Annotated in this window: 5 protein-coding genes; 4 read left to right on the top strand and 1 reads right to left on the bottom strand. The window is 65.3% G+C overall.

Annotated features, from left to right (window positions below; translation table 11 throughout):
• Positions 1 to 345 precede the first annotated feature (345 nt).
• Positions 346 to 1236, bottom strand: coding sequence for a LysR substrate-binding domain-containing protein (locus O6P39_RS15275; protein ID WP_275607352.1), 891 nt, complete (start codon positions 1234 to 1236; stop codon positions 346 to 348).
• Between the two features lie 118 nt (positions 1237 to 1354).
• On the opposite strand from O6P39_RS15275, the gene O6P39_RS15270 reads away from it, so the two are divergent.
• From O6P39_RS15270 to O6P39_RS15255, 4 genes are all read left to right on the top strand, one after another.
• Complete coding sequence (locus O6P39_RS15270; protein ID WP_275607351.1) at positions 1355 to 1819, top strand: (2Fe-2S)-binding protein; 465 nt, start codon at positions 1355 to 1357, stop codon at positions 1817 to 1819.
• Entirely contained in the window at positions 1819 to 4029 is a 2211-nt protein-coding gene (locus O6P39_RS15265) for a molybdopterin cofactor-binding domain-containing protein (RefSeq protein WP_275607350.1), read from the top strand. The genes O6P39_RS15270 and O6P39_RS15265 overlap by 1 nt, the downstream gene beginning before the upstream one ends.
• Positions 4030 to 4034: 5 nt before the next feature.
• Complete coding sequence (locus O6P39_RS15260) at positions 4035 to 4964, top strand: LysR substrate-binding domain-containing protein (RefSeq protein ID WP_275607349.1); 930 nt, start codon at positions 4035 to 4037, stop codon at positions 4962 to 4964.
• Between the two features lie 526 nt (positions 4965 to 5490).
• Positions 5491 to 14565 carry an autotransporter-associated beta strand repeat-containing protein gene (locus O6P39_RS15255; RefSeq protein WP_275607348.1) on the top strand — a complete coding sequence of 3025 codons (9075 nt, stop codon included), beginning with the start codon at positions 5491 to 5493 and terminating at the stop codon, positions 14563 to 14565.
• The last annotated feature ends 133 nt before the right edge of the window (positions 14566 to 14698 follow it).

Below are 14698 nucleotides of genomic sequence, written 5' to 3'. Positions count from 1 at the left end.
CGTTTCTATGCGCAAGAGACGTGCGCATTCCCCCGCCTGGTCGCATCCGACGTGGGACGCTGGCTGCTGGGGGGAGTATTGGAAGGCGGTGAGGCGTTCGTACAATATTAATTGGGAGGGGTGTTGATATGCGCTCGATATGGGGAAGGCCGGCCCGGGGAAAGCGCCGCTTCCCCGCTATGGAGAAGCGGCGTTTTCGAGGGCAGCCTGGGAGCGAGTGTGCTCGCAACCTGCAAGGAACACGCTGCCATAGGGGGCACCAACCGATGGTGTCCGCCCATTCCGGCTGATGGGGTTCTTGCTTTCGTGGTTTTGCCGCCGGCCGCTGGCGTGCCGGCGACGGGGTCAGCGCCGTGTTTGCGAAGCCAGCTGCTTGATCGCCTCGACCACCGGCGCCACTCGCTCGGCTTGCCCCGGCGGCCATACCGCATACAGGTTGTAATGCGCTGGAATTTCGGCCGCGTTCAGTTTCACCAGACGCCCGGCGCGCAATGCGTCCGCCGCCAGCAGGCCGCGTACCAATCCTGCGCCGACCCCGGCCTCGGCTGCTGCGATCAGGTTCGCCGCATTGTCGAACACCACCCGTGCGCCCGGTTCGACCGGCGCCATCCCAGCCGCATCCAGCCATGGAATCCACGAGCGTCGCGTGTATCCCAGCAGCGGCAACTCCAGTACCTGGGCCGGCGTGATCGGCAACTGCAGTCCATGGCGCTCGATCAACGCAGGGGAGGCCACCGCCATGACCCGATCACCGCAGATCTGCGTCATCTCGCAGTCTTCCCAATCGCCATAGCCGTAGCGCAATGCCAGGTCCACTCGCTCGAAGGCGCCGCGATCCGTGCGCGGCTTCGAGAGCAGCACCACCTCATGGTCAGGCAGCGAGTCGAGCAATTCCGGTAGCCGTGGATTGAGCCAGCTCTGGGCCAGCTCGCTGTCCACATCGAGGGTCAGTCGTTGCGCCACCCTTCGGTTCTTGACCGAAGACAGCGCCCGGTCGATCTGCGCCAATCCGTCGGACAGGACACTGGCGAACAACTGCCCGGCGTCGGTCAGCTTGCTGCCGCCGCCTTCGCGCACGAACAGCGGCTGGCCAACGAAGTCTTCCAGGGTCCGGATCTGCTGGCTGATCGCGCTGTGGGTCAGGTCGAGTTTGCGCGCCGCGCTCGAGAAGCTGCCGCTGCGCGCGGCCTGGATGAACGCGCTCATGGACTGCACCGACGGGTATCGCTTGTACATGCTGTTAGTCCTGCTTACAGACGATGGCAGAAATCGTTGCTGGCCCGAATTTCCTCGGGTTCCCACTATGCGGTCACCAGGCCCGCGCAAAGACGGGCCGCTCTCCTGGAGCCTGACAATGATCGAACTGACGGTAAACGGCGAACGACACGAGCTGGCGGGGACATCGCCTTCCATGCCGCTGTTATGGGTATTGCGCGACCACTTGATGCTCACCGGCACCAAATTCGGTTGCGGCATGGGCCTGTGCGGCGCCTGTACCGTGCACCTGGACGGTGTCGCGGTGCGTTCCTGCCAACTGCCGGTCGCCGCCGCGGCGGGACACAGCATCACCACCATCGAGGGCCTGTCGCCGACTGGCCAGCATCCGTTGCAGCTGGCCTGGGTTGCCGAAGATGTCCCGCAATGCGGTTACTGTCAATCCGGCCAGATCATGTCTGCTGCGGCGTTGATCAACACGGGCGCGGCAGTCACCGATGACTCGATCCGCAACGCCATGTCCGGCAACCTGTGCCGCTGCGGTACCTACGGGCGGATCAACAAAGCCATCAAGCGTGCGGCGTCCGCGCCGAAGGAGGCGTGATGAGACTTGTCGACGACATGCCTGTCGAACCGTCGCGCCGGCGTTTTCTCAAGCAGGCGGCCACCGTCGCTTCCGGTCTGGCGATTGCGCTCTATCTGCCCGCGGATGCGGCGGCGGAGCCCACGACGCCGGCCACGACCGGTGAATTCGAGCCCAATGCCTGGGTCCGGGTGCTGCCCGACGGTACGGTGAAACTGGTGGTGCACAAGCACGATTCCGGCACCGGCACCCAGACCGCCCTGGCCGCGTGCGTGGCGGAGGAACTGGACGTCAACCCGATGACCGTGCAGGTGATCACGCCGGAAAATCCGTTCTTCGAGGCCTACATCCATCCGATCTGGAAGGTTTACTCCACGGGGGGCAGCACCAGCGTTTCGCTGGAGTACGAGCGCTTGCGCATGGCTGGCGCGACCGCCCGCGCGCTGCTGATCGCCGCGGCGGCCAGGCAGTGGGGTGTCACTCCGGACAGTTGCTCGACCGAAGACGGACGGGTGCTGCATGCCGCCAGTCAGCGTAGCTGCGGTTACGGTGAACTGGCGGGGCTCGCCGCGCAATTGTCGGCACCGGCCAAGGTCACGCTGAAGGATCCGAAGCAGTTCAAGTACATCGGCAAGTTGCGGCACAAGCGGGATGCGGCGGCCAAGGTCTGCGGGCGATTCACCTACAGCATCGACGTGACGCTGCCGCAGATGCTGGTGGCGGTGGTCCAGCGCGCGCCGGTGATCGGGGCGAAAGTGCTGAAGCTGGATTCCAGCGCGGCGCTGCAGGTGCCAGGCGTGCGCAAGGTCATCGCGATTCCGGGCAGGCCCGATGTGCTGGGCGGCAACCAGGAAGGTGTCGCTGTCCTGGCCGACAACTACTGGGCTGCCCGTCAGGGGCGCGAGTTATTGCAGGTGCAATGGAGCGATTCGCCCCTGGGCGGGTTCGACAGCGATCAGTTGGCGGCCGCGCAGGCAGCGGCCATCGACGACGAGGCCGCACAACGGGTTGTCGCGCTGGCGGCGGGGGATGTCGCGGCGCAATGGCCGAAAGCCGCGAAGCTGCTCGAAGCCGACTATCGCATGCCGTACAAGGTGCAGAACCCACTGGAGCCGGTGTGCATCACCGCGCAAGTATCGAGCGACGCGATCACCTACTGGGGCGGGGTGCAGGTACCGTCGTCGGCGTTGGAGGCCGCGGAAAAGGTATGTGGGATCGCCAAGGACAGGGTCACCATCCATGAGCTGGTGTCCGGCGGCAGTTTCGGTGCGCGCGAGTCCAAGTACTGGCTGTTCGAGGTGGCGTATCTGGCGAAACAGGCCGGGGTGCCGGTCAAGCTGATGAACAGCCGCGAAGATGAAATGCGCGCGCTGTTCATGCACCCGGCCACCTTGCACCGGGCCAGGGGCGCTCTGGACGCTGACGGACGCCTGACCGCCTTGCAACTCAACGCGGTATCGCCGGCCTCGCCGGAGCAGTGGGAGCCGGGCTATTTCGAGCGTCCGGACCACATGGACTACAGCACCACCGAAGCCATTACTGCGTGGGATTTCGCCTATCGCCCGGCGAACCTGGACCTGGCCTGGGTCAGGCATGAAAGCGGAGTGCCCAGCGGCTGGTATCGCTCGGTGAGCTTCATCCCCAACGTGTTCGCCGTGGAAAGCTTCATGGACGAACTGGCCCATGGGGCCGGGCAGGATCCGCTGGCGTTTCGCCTGGCCAACATGCACGAACGGCCCCGGCATGTCGCGGTGCTCAAACGCGCCGCCGAGCGTGCCGGCTGGGGCCAGCCATTGCCGGAGGGAACGGCACTGGGAATTGCCACCAACCAGGGCTACACCAGCTTTATTGCAGTGGTCGCCAGGCTTTCCAGAAAGGACGGGGCAATCAGCGTCGACAAGCTCACCTGCGTGGTCGATTGCGGTCTGGCGGTGTCGCCGGCGGGTGTCGAAGAGCAGATCTACGGTGGCCTGATGTGGGGCCTCGGCCACGCGCTGTTCGATCGCATGGACATCAGGCAGGGGCGGGTGGTGCAGAGCAACTTCCACGACTACCGGGTGGCCCGCATGTCGGACATGCCGGCCGTGGACATCCTGGTGCTGGACGGCGAGCCGGGCAAGCCCGGCGGCGTCGGTGAGCTGGGCAGCCCGGCGGTGGCGCCGGCCATCGCCAATGCCCTGTTCAGCCTGACCGGCGTGCGCCAGCGCTCGACACCACTGACGCTGGGGTAACCTTCATGGACCTGCGCTTGCTGCGGTATTTCATGGCCCTGGCCGAGGAGCTGCACTTCGGGCGCGCTGCCGCGCGTTTACACATCTGCCAGCCGCCGCTGAGCCAGCAGATTCGGCTGCTGGAAGAGGAACTGGGGACGCCGCTGTTCGAGCGCAGCCACCATCGGGTCGAGTTGACAGCGGCCGGGCAGATGCTCAAGGAGCAGGCGCCACTGGTGTTCGAACAACTTGAGCGTGCACTGGCCTTGACTCGCCAGACCGGTCGAGGCCAGGTGGGCGAGCTGGAAATCGGCATGATCAGCTCGGTGATGATCGGCGTGCTGCCACGGGCCCTGCACCTCTTCCGCGAGCGCTATCCGCAGGTGTCCTGGCGCCTGCATGAAATGACCCCCGCGGCACAGGTCAAGGCGTTGAAGGAAAAACGCATCGATGCCTGCGTGTTCCGGGTCGGTTACGACGATCCACAGTTGCGTAATGAATTGCTGCTCTACGAGCCGATCCGGGTGGTCATGCCGGCCGATCATCCCTTGGCCAGGCGCGACAGCCTGGCGCCGGCGGACCTGGCGCAGGAGCCCTTCGTGGCGCTGGAGCTCAAGCAGTCGCGCTTTGCCGACTTTCTCTATCAGTGCTGCATCAAGGCTGGGTTCACACCACAAATCCGCCAGCAGGTGATCGAGGTGCAAACCTTGCTCAGCCTGGTGCGGGCCGGTTTCGGCGTGGCGCTGTTGCCAGCGTCCATCGAGCCGATGGCGCCCGCTGGGCTGGTGTTTCGACGTCTGACCCCCGCGCTGCCGGAAGTGCCCCTGTATGCCACCTATCGTGCGGACGACGACTCGCCGGTGATCAAGCTGTTTCTTGATACGTTGCGGGAGTTGGTCACCGAGGATGAAAGCAAGCTCAAAGGGGCGTGCCCGCCGGTGGAAGCACCAGCATAAGCAGCAATGTGACGACGCTTTTCCCGGCAATGGCAGGCAGCGCGGTGAGTTCGGCAGCAGTGGCTACCCTCGGTGAGGGAGGGTGGGGCGGCGCCTGAGCAGGTAGATCCGCGCTGCACGCCGCTTCCGGCTCCTGTATCCGGGGCGCTGTCGATGAAGCAATCCTTCAGTACTGTCAGGGTGACGTTGAACAGGCTGAGGGCATCGCGTAATCCCGTCGCTAAAAATACGACAGTTGCCGTATGGGGTGGCCCTGTGCGTCTGGGTATCTTGCGGTGGCTCATCCCATGCCATCGCGGACAAAAGCGGCTGTTGAAACTGTCCTGCGTGATTACGGAACTGCACGCCCTCCATCAGCGTTTTCTTGTGAATCTTTGGGGGCACTCGAACCGCTCCAGGGCAGCATTCCCGAAAAATGGCCAAGTGATATCAAATAGGCGTTGATTTGATCTGCCCTGGCGCTCCGCGACGCCAGCCCATCCCGTTGCGGTGGGAAGTCGTTTCAAGTCACAAGGAAGTGCACGCGATGAACCATGTTTTCGCCTTGGTCTGGAATGCCTCGTTGGGTTGCTGGACTGTCACCCACGAATACAGCAAGCGCTGCCGCAAAGGCACTCGACCTCTCGGCAAGCTGGCGCTACCGGTCTTGCTGCTGGGGGCCTCACTCACCCAGCCGGCGCAAGCCACCTGTTCGACCGCCGGCATTACTGTCACCTGTACCGGCGTTCCGAGCCTGCCGCTGTTTCTCAACGATTTCAGCAGCGCTACGAGCGGCCTGACGATCAACGTCAACTCCGGTGCGCAGATGAACGCGGCGGCCGGTAGCAAGGTGCTCAACCTGACTGGCGTCAACATCAGCCTGAACAACTCCGGCACCATCGACCCGGCGCTGCTGGGCCTGGTGTCCGAGCTCAGTGGCGGCGCGTTCATCGGAACAGGGGCCGCCAGCGCAGTCAGTGTGACCAACAACGTCAGCGGGATCATTCGCGGCACCGGCATGTTGCTCGGCCAGAGCCTGACCAGCATCGATGGGCTGGCGATTGGGGTAAACAACGCGGCGGGGGGCGCCACCAACATCACCAACGACGGTACGATCACCTCGACCGGTTTGTCGGTGGGTGGAATCACCCTGACCGATACCCCGGTGGTCGGCGTGTACGGCGGCTCGCAGGTCAACATGAGCAACAGGGCCAACGGCACGATCAACGGCCGGGTGGCGTTCGAGACCTCGGCTGCGGGCAACACCTTTACCAACGCCGGTAACATCAACGGCGGCGTGTCGCTGGGCGCGGGAAGCACCAACACCTTCTACGCCATAACCGGTTCGAGCGTTAACCTCGGAGACGGCGTGCAGACCAGTCAGGGCCTCGGTGGCCTGAACGGCGTCGGCCTGACTTTCGCTCCCACCGGGACCATCGACGGTGGTGCGGGCGGCAGCAACACCCTGATACTACAGAACCCGCTTGGAGTCGTCGGAGGTACCTCCGGCACCGGCACGGCGTCCAGCGCCACCTACGTCAACTTCAACAACCTGACCCTCAACAGCGGCACCTGGACATTGCTGGGGCCGTTGGTCAGTGGGGCGACCACGCTCAATGGCGGCATCGCGCTGTACAACAACGATGGCGCGTTCGGCAGCGGTGTGCTGACCTCCAACGGCGGGATCCTCCAGGCCAGCAATGCCGGTTTGTCGCTGTCCAACCCGATCAACCTGGGCGCGGGCGGCCTGACCCTGCAGGGCACCAATGGCATGACCCTGTCCGGCGTGCTGTCCGGTGCCGGTGCCATCATCAAGAGCGGCACGTCCAGCCTGACCCTGAGCGGTAACAACACCCACAGCGGCGGCACCGTGCTGAACGGCGGCAGCTTGCTGGTCGGCAGCAACACCGCTCTCGGTACGGGCACTTTGAATGCGGCGGCTGGCACCACCCTGGATGCGGCCACCGCAGTGGCTCTGGCCAACCCGGTCGCATTGGCGGCCGACCTGACCGTTGGCGGCACTCAGGCGCTGAGCCTGAACGGCGTCATCAGCGGCGCCGGCAAACTGATCAAGAACGGCACCGCGAACCTGACCCTTGGCGGCCCCAACACGTTCTCCGGTGGCACCGAGCTGAATGCCGGGACGCTGACCCTCGGCTCCAACACAGCGCTGGGTCTCGGTGGGCTGACCACGGCGACCGGCACCACGCTCGACGCGAGCACCACGGTGGCGCTGGGCAACGCCGTCAACCTCGGCGGCAACCTGAACGTCTCCGCCAGCAATAACCTGACCCTGGGTGGCGTGGTCAGCGGCAGCGGCGGGCTGACCAAGAACGGCACGGCCAATCTCACTCTCAACGGCGCCAACACCTACTTCGGTGGCACAACACTGAACGCCGGTACTCTGATCGTTGGCAACGCCGGCGCACTTGGCAGCGGTAACCTGACCGTCGCCGGCGCCGCGACCCTGGACAGCAACACCGCCGTCAGCCTGAACAATAACGTCGCGCTCAATGGCAACCTGCACCTCGGCGGCAGCAACGGCCTGAGATTGGGCGGCGTCATCAGTGGCGCCAGCCAATTGGTCAAGAACGGCACGGCCAACTTGACCCTCGATGGCGTCAACTCCTTCACCGGTGGCACCGCGCTCAACGCCGGCAGCCTCACGGTCGGCAACGCTGCAGCCCTTGGCAGCGGCACGCTGACAGTGGGAGGTTCGGGCGGCACGCTCAACAGCAGTGCCAACTCAACGCTGAACAACGCCATTGCGCTGAACGCCAACCTCACCGTCGGCGGGGCCAATCCGCTGGCCCTCGGCGGCGTGATCAGTGGCGGCAGCAACCTGATCAAGACGGGGTCCTCGATCCTGACCCTGACCGGCCACAACACCTACACCGGCCCTACGACGGTGAACGCCGGGACACTCGTCGTTGGTTCCGACACCGCTCTCGGCACCGGTGTGCTCAATGCAGCCCACGGCACCACGCTGGACGCCAACATCGCATCGAGCCTGGCCAACAACGTCAACCTTGGCGGCAACGTGACCCTCGGGGGCAGCAACGAACTGACCCTTACGGGTGTGATCGCCGGTGTCGGTAGCCTGATCAAGAGCGGCCCCGCCGACCTGGTTCTCAACGGCGCCAACACCTACTACGGCAACACCGCCTTGAACGCCGGCAAACTGGTTGTCGGCAACAACACCGCCCTCGGCTACGGTGTGCTGAGCGCGGCGACCGGCACCACGCTGGATGCCGGCACTGCCGTCAGCCTGGGCAACCAGATCAACCTCGCCGGCGCGCTCAATATGGGCGGCAGTGCTGACCTGACCCTCGTCGGAACCGTCGCCGGAGCCGGCAGCCTGGTGAAAAACGGCACGGCGAATCTGAGCCTCAATGGCACCAACACCTACGTCGGCGGCACCACCCTGAACGCTGGAACCCTGACCGTCGGCAATAGCGCGGCACTGGGTAGCGGAGCCTTGACGGTCAACGGTGCGGCGAGCCTGGACAGCCGCTCAGTGCTGGTCAGCCTGGGCAACTCTGTCGTCCTCAATGCCGGGCTGAACGTCGGTGGCACTCAGGATCTGATCCTCGGTGGCGTGATCAGCGGCACAGGTCCGTTGACCAAGACCGGCGCGGCCAACCTGACCCTCAGCGGCACCAATACGTTCAGCGGCGGCACCGGGCTCAATGCGGGCACGCTGACACTGGGCTCGGCCGGTGCCTTGGGCAGCGGCACCCTGACTGTCGGCGGAGCCGGTACACTGGTCAGCGGCGGCGCCTACAGCTTCGGCAACAACATCACGCTCAACGCCGATCTGACCGTGGCCGGCAACAATAACCTGATGCTCGGCGGCGCGATCAATGGTGCCGGCAACCTGGTCAAGAACGGCCTGAATGATCTGACGCTCAGCGGCAACAACACCTTCACCGGCGCGCTGGACATCCTCTCGGGCAGCGTCATCGCCCTGGGCAGCGGTGCGCTGGGCAATACCTCTGGAGCCTATATCAGTGCTGGCGCCAGCCTTGGCCTGGGCGGCAGCGTCAACCTCAAGACACTGAGCGGCAGCGGTAGCGTGCAGATCGCCAGCGGTAGCACCCTGACCGTGGGGGGAGGGAGCAGCACCAGCACCTTCGACGGCGACCTCCGTGGTGGCGGGGGCCTGACCAAAGTCGGCAGCGGAACGCTGAACCTCACCGGTATCAATGGTCTTACCGGCAACACCACCGTCAACGGCGGCACGCTGAATCTTGCCGGCTCCCTGGCCAGCGCCCAGATCAATGTCAACAACGGCGGCACCGTTAGCGGCAACGGATCGGCGCTGGGCGCGATGACCATCAACGATGGTGGTCGCCTGGCGTTGTCTTCGGGCGACACCTTGTCCGCCGCGTCGCTGGTGCTCAGTGCCAACAGCAATGTCGACACCAGTCTCGCGGCGCCGTCGACATCGTCGCTGATGGAGATCGGTGGCCACCTGACCCTCGATGGCAACCTCAACGTTACCGATGCCGGCGGTTTCGGCGTGGGTGTCTACCGCCTGTTCAACTACACCGGCTCGCTGATCGACAACGGCCTGATCGTGGCCGGCGTGCCTGCGGGTTATGGCATTGGCGATATGGTGGTGCAGACCTCGGTCGGCAACCAGATCAACCTGCTGGTGTCCGCGCCGAATGCCCCTATCCGCTTCTGGGATGGTGGCGAGACAATCCCGAATGGCGTGGTGCAGGGCGGCAGCGGCACCTGGAGTGCCATCGGCACCAACTGGACCAACGTCGACGGTACGCTGAACCAGACCTGGGCCGGTGATTTCGCGGTGTTCCAGGGCTCGGCCGGCACGGTATCGGTCAACGGCACGCAACTGTTCACCGGGATGCAGTTCCTCACCGATGGCTACAACGTGGTGAGCGGCACGGCGGGGCAACTGACCGCCGTTAACGGCAGCGGCGGTACCACGGCGCTGCGGGTCGATCCAGGCGTGACTGCCACGCTCGGTGTGAACATCAATGGCCGCGGCATCCTCAACAAGCTCGACAGCGGCACCTTGGTGCTCAACGGTGCCAACAGTTACAGCGGCGGCACGCAGCTGGATGGCGGCACGCTGGTTGTCGGTAATAACAGCGCGCTGGGCACCGGCACGTTGGTCGCCAATGCTGGCACGCAGCTCGACAGCAACACCGCTGTAACCCTGGCCAACGCCACCATGCTCAACGGCAGTCTCACCGTACTGGGTAGCAATGCGCTGGCCCTCAGCGGTGTGCTCGACGGCAGCGGCGGGCTGATCAAGAATGGCGTGGCCAACCTGACCCTCGGCGGCAACAATACCTTCCTCGGCCCAGTGGCGCTGAACGCAGGCGGATTGATTCTGGCGTCGAACTCGGCGCTGGGCTCCGGCACCCTCAACGTCGCGAATGGCACCACCCTGGATGCCAACGGTGCCTTCAGTGCGAGCAACGCCATCAACCTGGCCGGCAACCTCGGCATCACCGGCAGCAACGACCTGACATTGAACGGGACGATCAATGGCGCTGGCAGACTGACCAAGAGCGGTGCGGCCAGGCTGACGCTCTCCGGCGCCAACAGCTTCCTCGGTGGCATTACCCTCAATGCCGGCACCCTGGCCACCGGCAGCAATGGCGCACTCGGCCTGGGCAACCTGACCGTGGCTGGCGCCTCGTCGCTGGAGAGCGACACTGCAGTGTCGATGGGCAACAACGTAGTGCTCAACGCCAACCTGACCAATACCGGCACCAACGACCTGGTTCTGAGTGGCGTGCTCAGCGGTAGTGGCGCGCTGATCAAGAACGGCGCGGCCAACCTGACCCTCAACGGAAGCAGTAACTATTCGGGCGGCACGCGGCTCAACGCCGGCACCCTGACCCTCGGCACATCGTCAAGCATGGGCTCCGGCGCGTTGACCGTGGCTGGCAATTCTACCCTCGGTACCAGCGCGCCGCTGGTCCTGGCAAACAAGGTCAACGTCAATGCCAGCCTCAATGTGGCAGGCAACAACAACCTGACCCTCGGCGGAGTGATTGCCGGGGGCGGCACCTTGACCAAGAGCAGCCTCGCCGACCTTACACTGAGCGGAGACAACACCTTCAGCGGTACCTTCGACGTGCAGGCCGGCAGCCTGACCACGCTGGGCAACTCGGCGCTGGGTAGCAACGCCGGGGTCAATCTCGGCAACGCCGCCACCCTCAACCTGGGTGGTGCGGGCAGCGTGGCCAGCCTGACCGGCAGCGGTACCGCACTGATCGGGTTCGGCAACACCCTGAGCATCGGCGGCAACAATGCCAGCAGTATTTTCGACGGTGTCCTGACCGGCAACGGCTTCCTTGGCAAGCTCGGCACGGGTACGCTGACCCTGGCCGGCAACAATACCCTTACCGGCGGCACCACCGTCAACGCCGGCACGCTGCGGGTCAACGGCGCGCTGGATAGCGGCCAAGTCCAGGTCAACAAGGGTGGCACGCTGGCTGGTAGCGGCTCGCTCGGCGGAGCAGTGACCATCGCCGACGGCGGTCACCTGGCCGGCACCAGCGGTAGCACGCTGTCGGTGAACTCACTGGTGTTCAACGCCAACGCCAGCTTCGATGTCGGCCTTGGCGCGCCGGGCTCCGGTGGTGGTAGCGCGCTGGTCAATGTTGGCGGCGACCTGACCCTCGACGGCACCCTTAACGTCAGCGACGCCGGCGGTTTCGGCAGCGGCGTGTACCGTCTCTTCGACTATGCTGGCGGCCTGACCGACAACGGCATGCTCCTCGGCAGCCTCCCCGGTAGCGTCACGCCGGGCGACCTGAGCCTGCAAACCGTACTGGCCAACCAGGTCAACCTGCTGGTGTCCATGCCGGGTACCACGGTGCAGTTCTGGGACGGCAACCTGTTGACCGCCAACGGTTCAGTGGAGGGCGGCAGCGGCACCTGGAACAGTGGCAGCAACAACTGGACCGACGTCAACGGCACCACCAACCAGGCGTGGGCCAACAGCTTCGCGGTGTTCCAGGGCGCTGCGGGCACCGTGACCGTGAATGGCACGCAAACCACCAACGGCCTGCAATTCGTCACCGACGGCTATCGCCTGCAGAGCGGCACGGCAGGGGGGCTGAACCTGGTCAACGGTTCGCTGGGCACTGCCGCGATTCGCGTCGATCCGAACGCCACGGCCATCCTCGACGTCACCCTCGGCGGCAGCGCTACGCTGGGCAAATACGACAGCGGCACCCTGGTACTCAACGCGGCCAACAGCTACAGCGGTGGTACGCAACTCAATGGCGGCACGCTGGTGCTTGGCAACGCTAGCGCCCTGGGCAGCGGCGGCCTGATCGCCGCCAACGGCACCACGCTGGACAACAGCGCAGCGCTGGCCCTGGGCAATACGCTCAGGCTCGATGGCGGACTTGGCGTGGCCGGCAGCCACGACTTGACCCTGAACGGCGACGTCAACGGGAACGGCTCTCTGACCAAGAACGGAAGCGGCACCCTGGCGCTCAACGGCGCCAACACCTACAGCGGCGGTACCCTGCTCAATGGTGGCAAGCTGGTGCTGGGCAACGCTGGCGCCCTGGGCAGCGGCAAACTGATTGCTGCGAGCGGCACTACGCTGGACAACAGCGCGGCGCTTACTCTGCACAATTCCGTCACGCTCGCCGGTGAACTGACTCTGGCCGGCAGCAATGACCTGAGCCTGGCCGGAGTCGTCAACGGTAGCGGTGCGTTGACCAAGCAGGGCGCCAGCAACCTGACCCTGAGCGGCGACAATAGCTTCAGCGGCGCGCTGAACATCCTCGACGGCAGCCTGACCCTGAGCGGCGACAATGCCCTGGGCAACGTCAGCCTGAACGTCAGCGATGCCGCTACCGTCAGTGTCGGCGGCATCACCGTCCTGGGCGCCTTGAGCGGCGAGGGTGATCTCGCACTGGGCTCCGGCAGCGAGCTGCAGGTCGGCAGCAATAACGCCAACAGCCTCTACGACGGCAGCCTCAGCGGCGCCGGCGGCCTGCGTAAGACAGGCAGCGGCAAGCTGCTACTCAACGGCCAGTCCCGCGTCGCCGGTGGCACCCAGGTCAACGCGGGCAGCCTGATCATCGGCGGCCACAGCGGCAGCACGGCGAGCCTCACCAGCGACGTGCAGGTCGCCAGCGGCGCGCTGCTCGGCGGCCACGGCAATATCATCGGCCGCGTCGACCTCGCCAGTGGCGCCACACTCAGCCCGGGCAACTCCATCGGCACCCTGCATGTCGACGGCAACGTCAACTTCGCCGCCGACTCGAACCTGGAAATCGAAGCCAATCCCGACGGCCGCTCCGACAAGCTGATCTCTACCGGCACCGTCAGCGTCGCCGGCGCCAACCTCAAGGTTCTCGCCGGCGCGGGTGACTGGGCGCCCAACACCCCCTACGGCATCATCCAGGCCGAGGCGCTCAACGGCACCTTCGCGAGCGTCAGCAGCAACCTGGCGTTCCTCACGCCGGAGCTGGCCTACAGCGCAAACGGTGTAGAACTGACCCTGGAGCGCAACGAGGTCAGTTTCATCGCGGTCGGCCGCACCCACAACCAGCGCTCGGCCGCTGCCGGCGTCGAATCGCTGGGCTCGGGCACGCTGTACAACGCCGTCAGCGCGCTCACCGCCGAGCAAGCGCAAGGCGCCTACGACAGCCTCTCCGGCGAGCTGCATGCCAGCACTCAGGGCGCCTTGTTCGATGACAGCCGCTATGTGCGCGATGCCATTGGCCAACGCCTGCGCGCGGCCCAGGGACAAGCGTCGACCGATGCCATCCTGCACACCGACGCCGACAGCGGCATGACCTTCTGGCTGCAAGGGTACGGCGGTTGGGGGGACAACGGCGGCAACAGCAACACCGCGCGCCTGGACCACGACAGCCGCGGCACTCTGCTGGGCATCGATCTGCCGGTGGGCGATAACTGGCGCGTCGGCGTGGCGGCGGGCTATGGCTCCAGCAGTCTCGACGTCGACGCTCGCAGCTCCTCGGCCGAGATCGATAGCATCTCGCTGACGCTGTTCGCTTCTGGGCAGTGGGATGCCATCAACCTGCGCCTGGGCGCCTCGCACGCCTGGAACGACATCGACAGTAGCCGTCACGTCCAGGCTGGCGGCCTTGTCGAGCACGAGAAGGCGAGCTACGACGCCAACACCGCGCAGCTCTTCGGTGAGTTGGGCTACGCCATCGCCGCCGGCGACTTCACCCTGGAACCCTTCGCCGGTCTGGCGCACGTCAAGGTCGACAGTGACAGCTTCAAGGAACACGGCGGCAGCACGGCCCTGCGCGGCGACAGCGAGAAGGACGAGGTGACCTACGGCACCCTCGGCCTGCACGCCTCGACGGCGCTGACCACGGTGGGCTCGGTTCCGCTTGCGTTGCAAGGCACGCTCGGCTGGCAACATGCGTTCGACGACCTTGACCCGAAGCGCCAACTGTCGTTTGCCGGTGGAGACGCGTTCACCGTCAAGGGCACGCCGCTGGCTCAGGACACTGCGTTGGCGCAACTGGGCGTAACCGCGCAGGTTGCCAGCGGCACCACGGTGGGCTTGGGTTACTCCGGGCAGTTCGGCGACGGCTACAAGGACAACGGCCTGCGCCTGGGGCTCAACGTGAGCTTCTGAGCCTGATCCCGTATCGCCAATCCGTGGCACCTGGCATTGGAAATCCCAGAGGCTCTCGCGTAGTCGCGAGAGCCTCTGGGCGTTTGGCTATCCAGCGTCGCAAGGCGCAGTTCCGGTGACGCAGAACGACCTC

The organism is Pseudomonas sp. PSE14 (assembly GCF_029203285.1).
Lineage (GTDB): Bacteria > Pseudomonadota > Gammaproteobacteria > Pseudomonadales > Pseudomonadaceae > Pseudomonas.
Note: the sequence above shows the minus strand (reverse complement) of the source record. Positions and strands in the feature narration are given on the sequence as shown.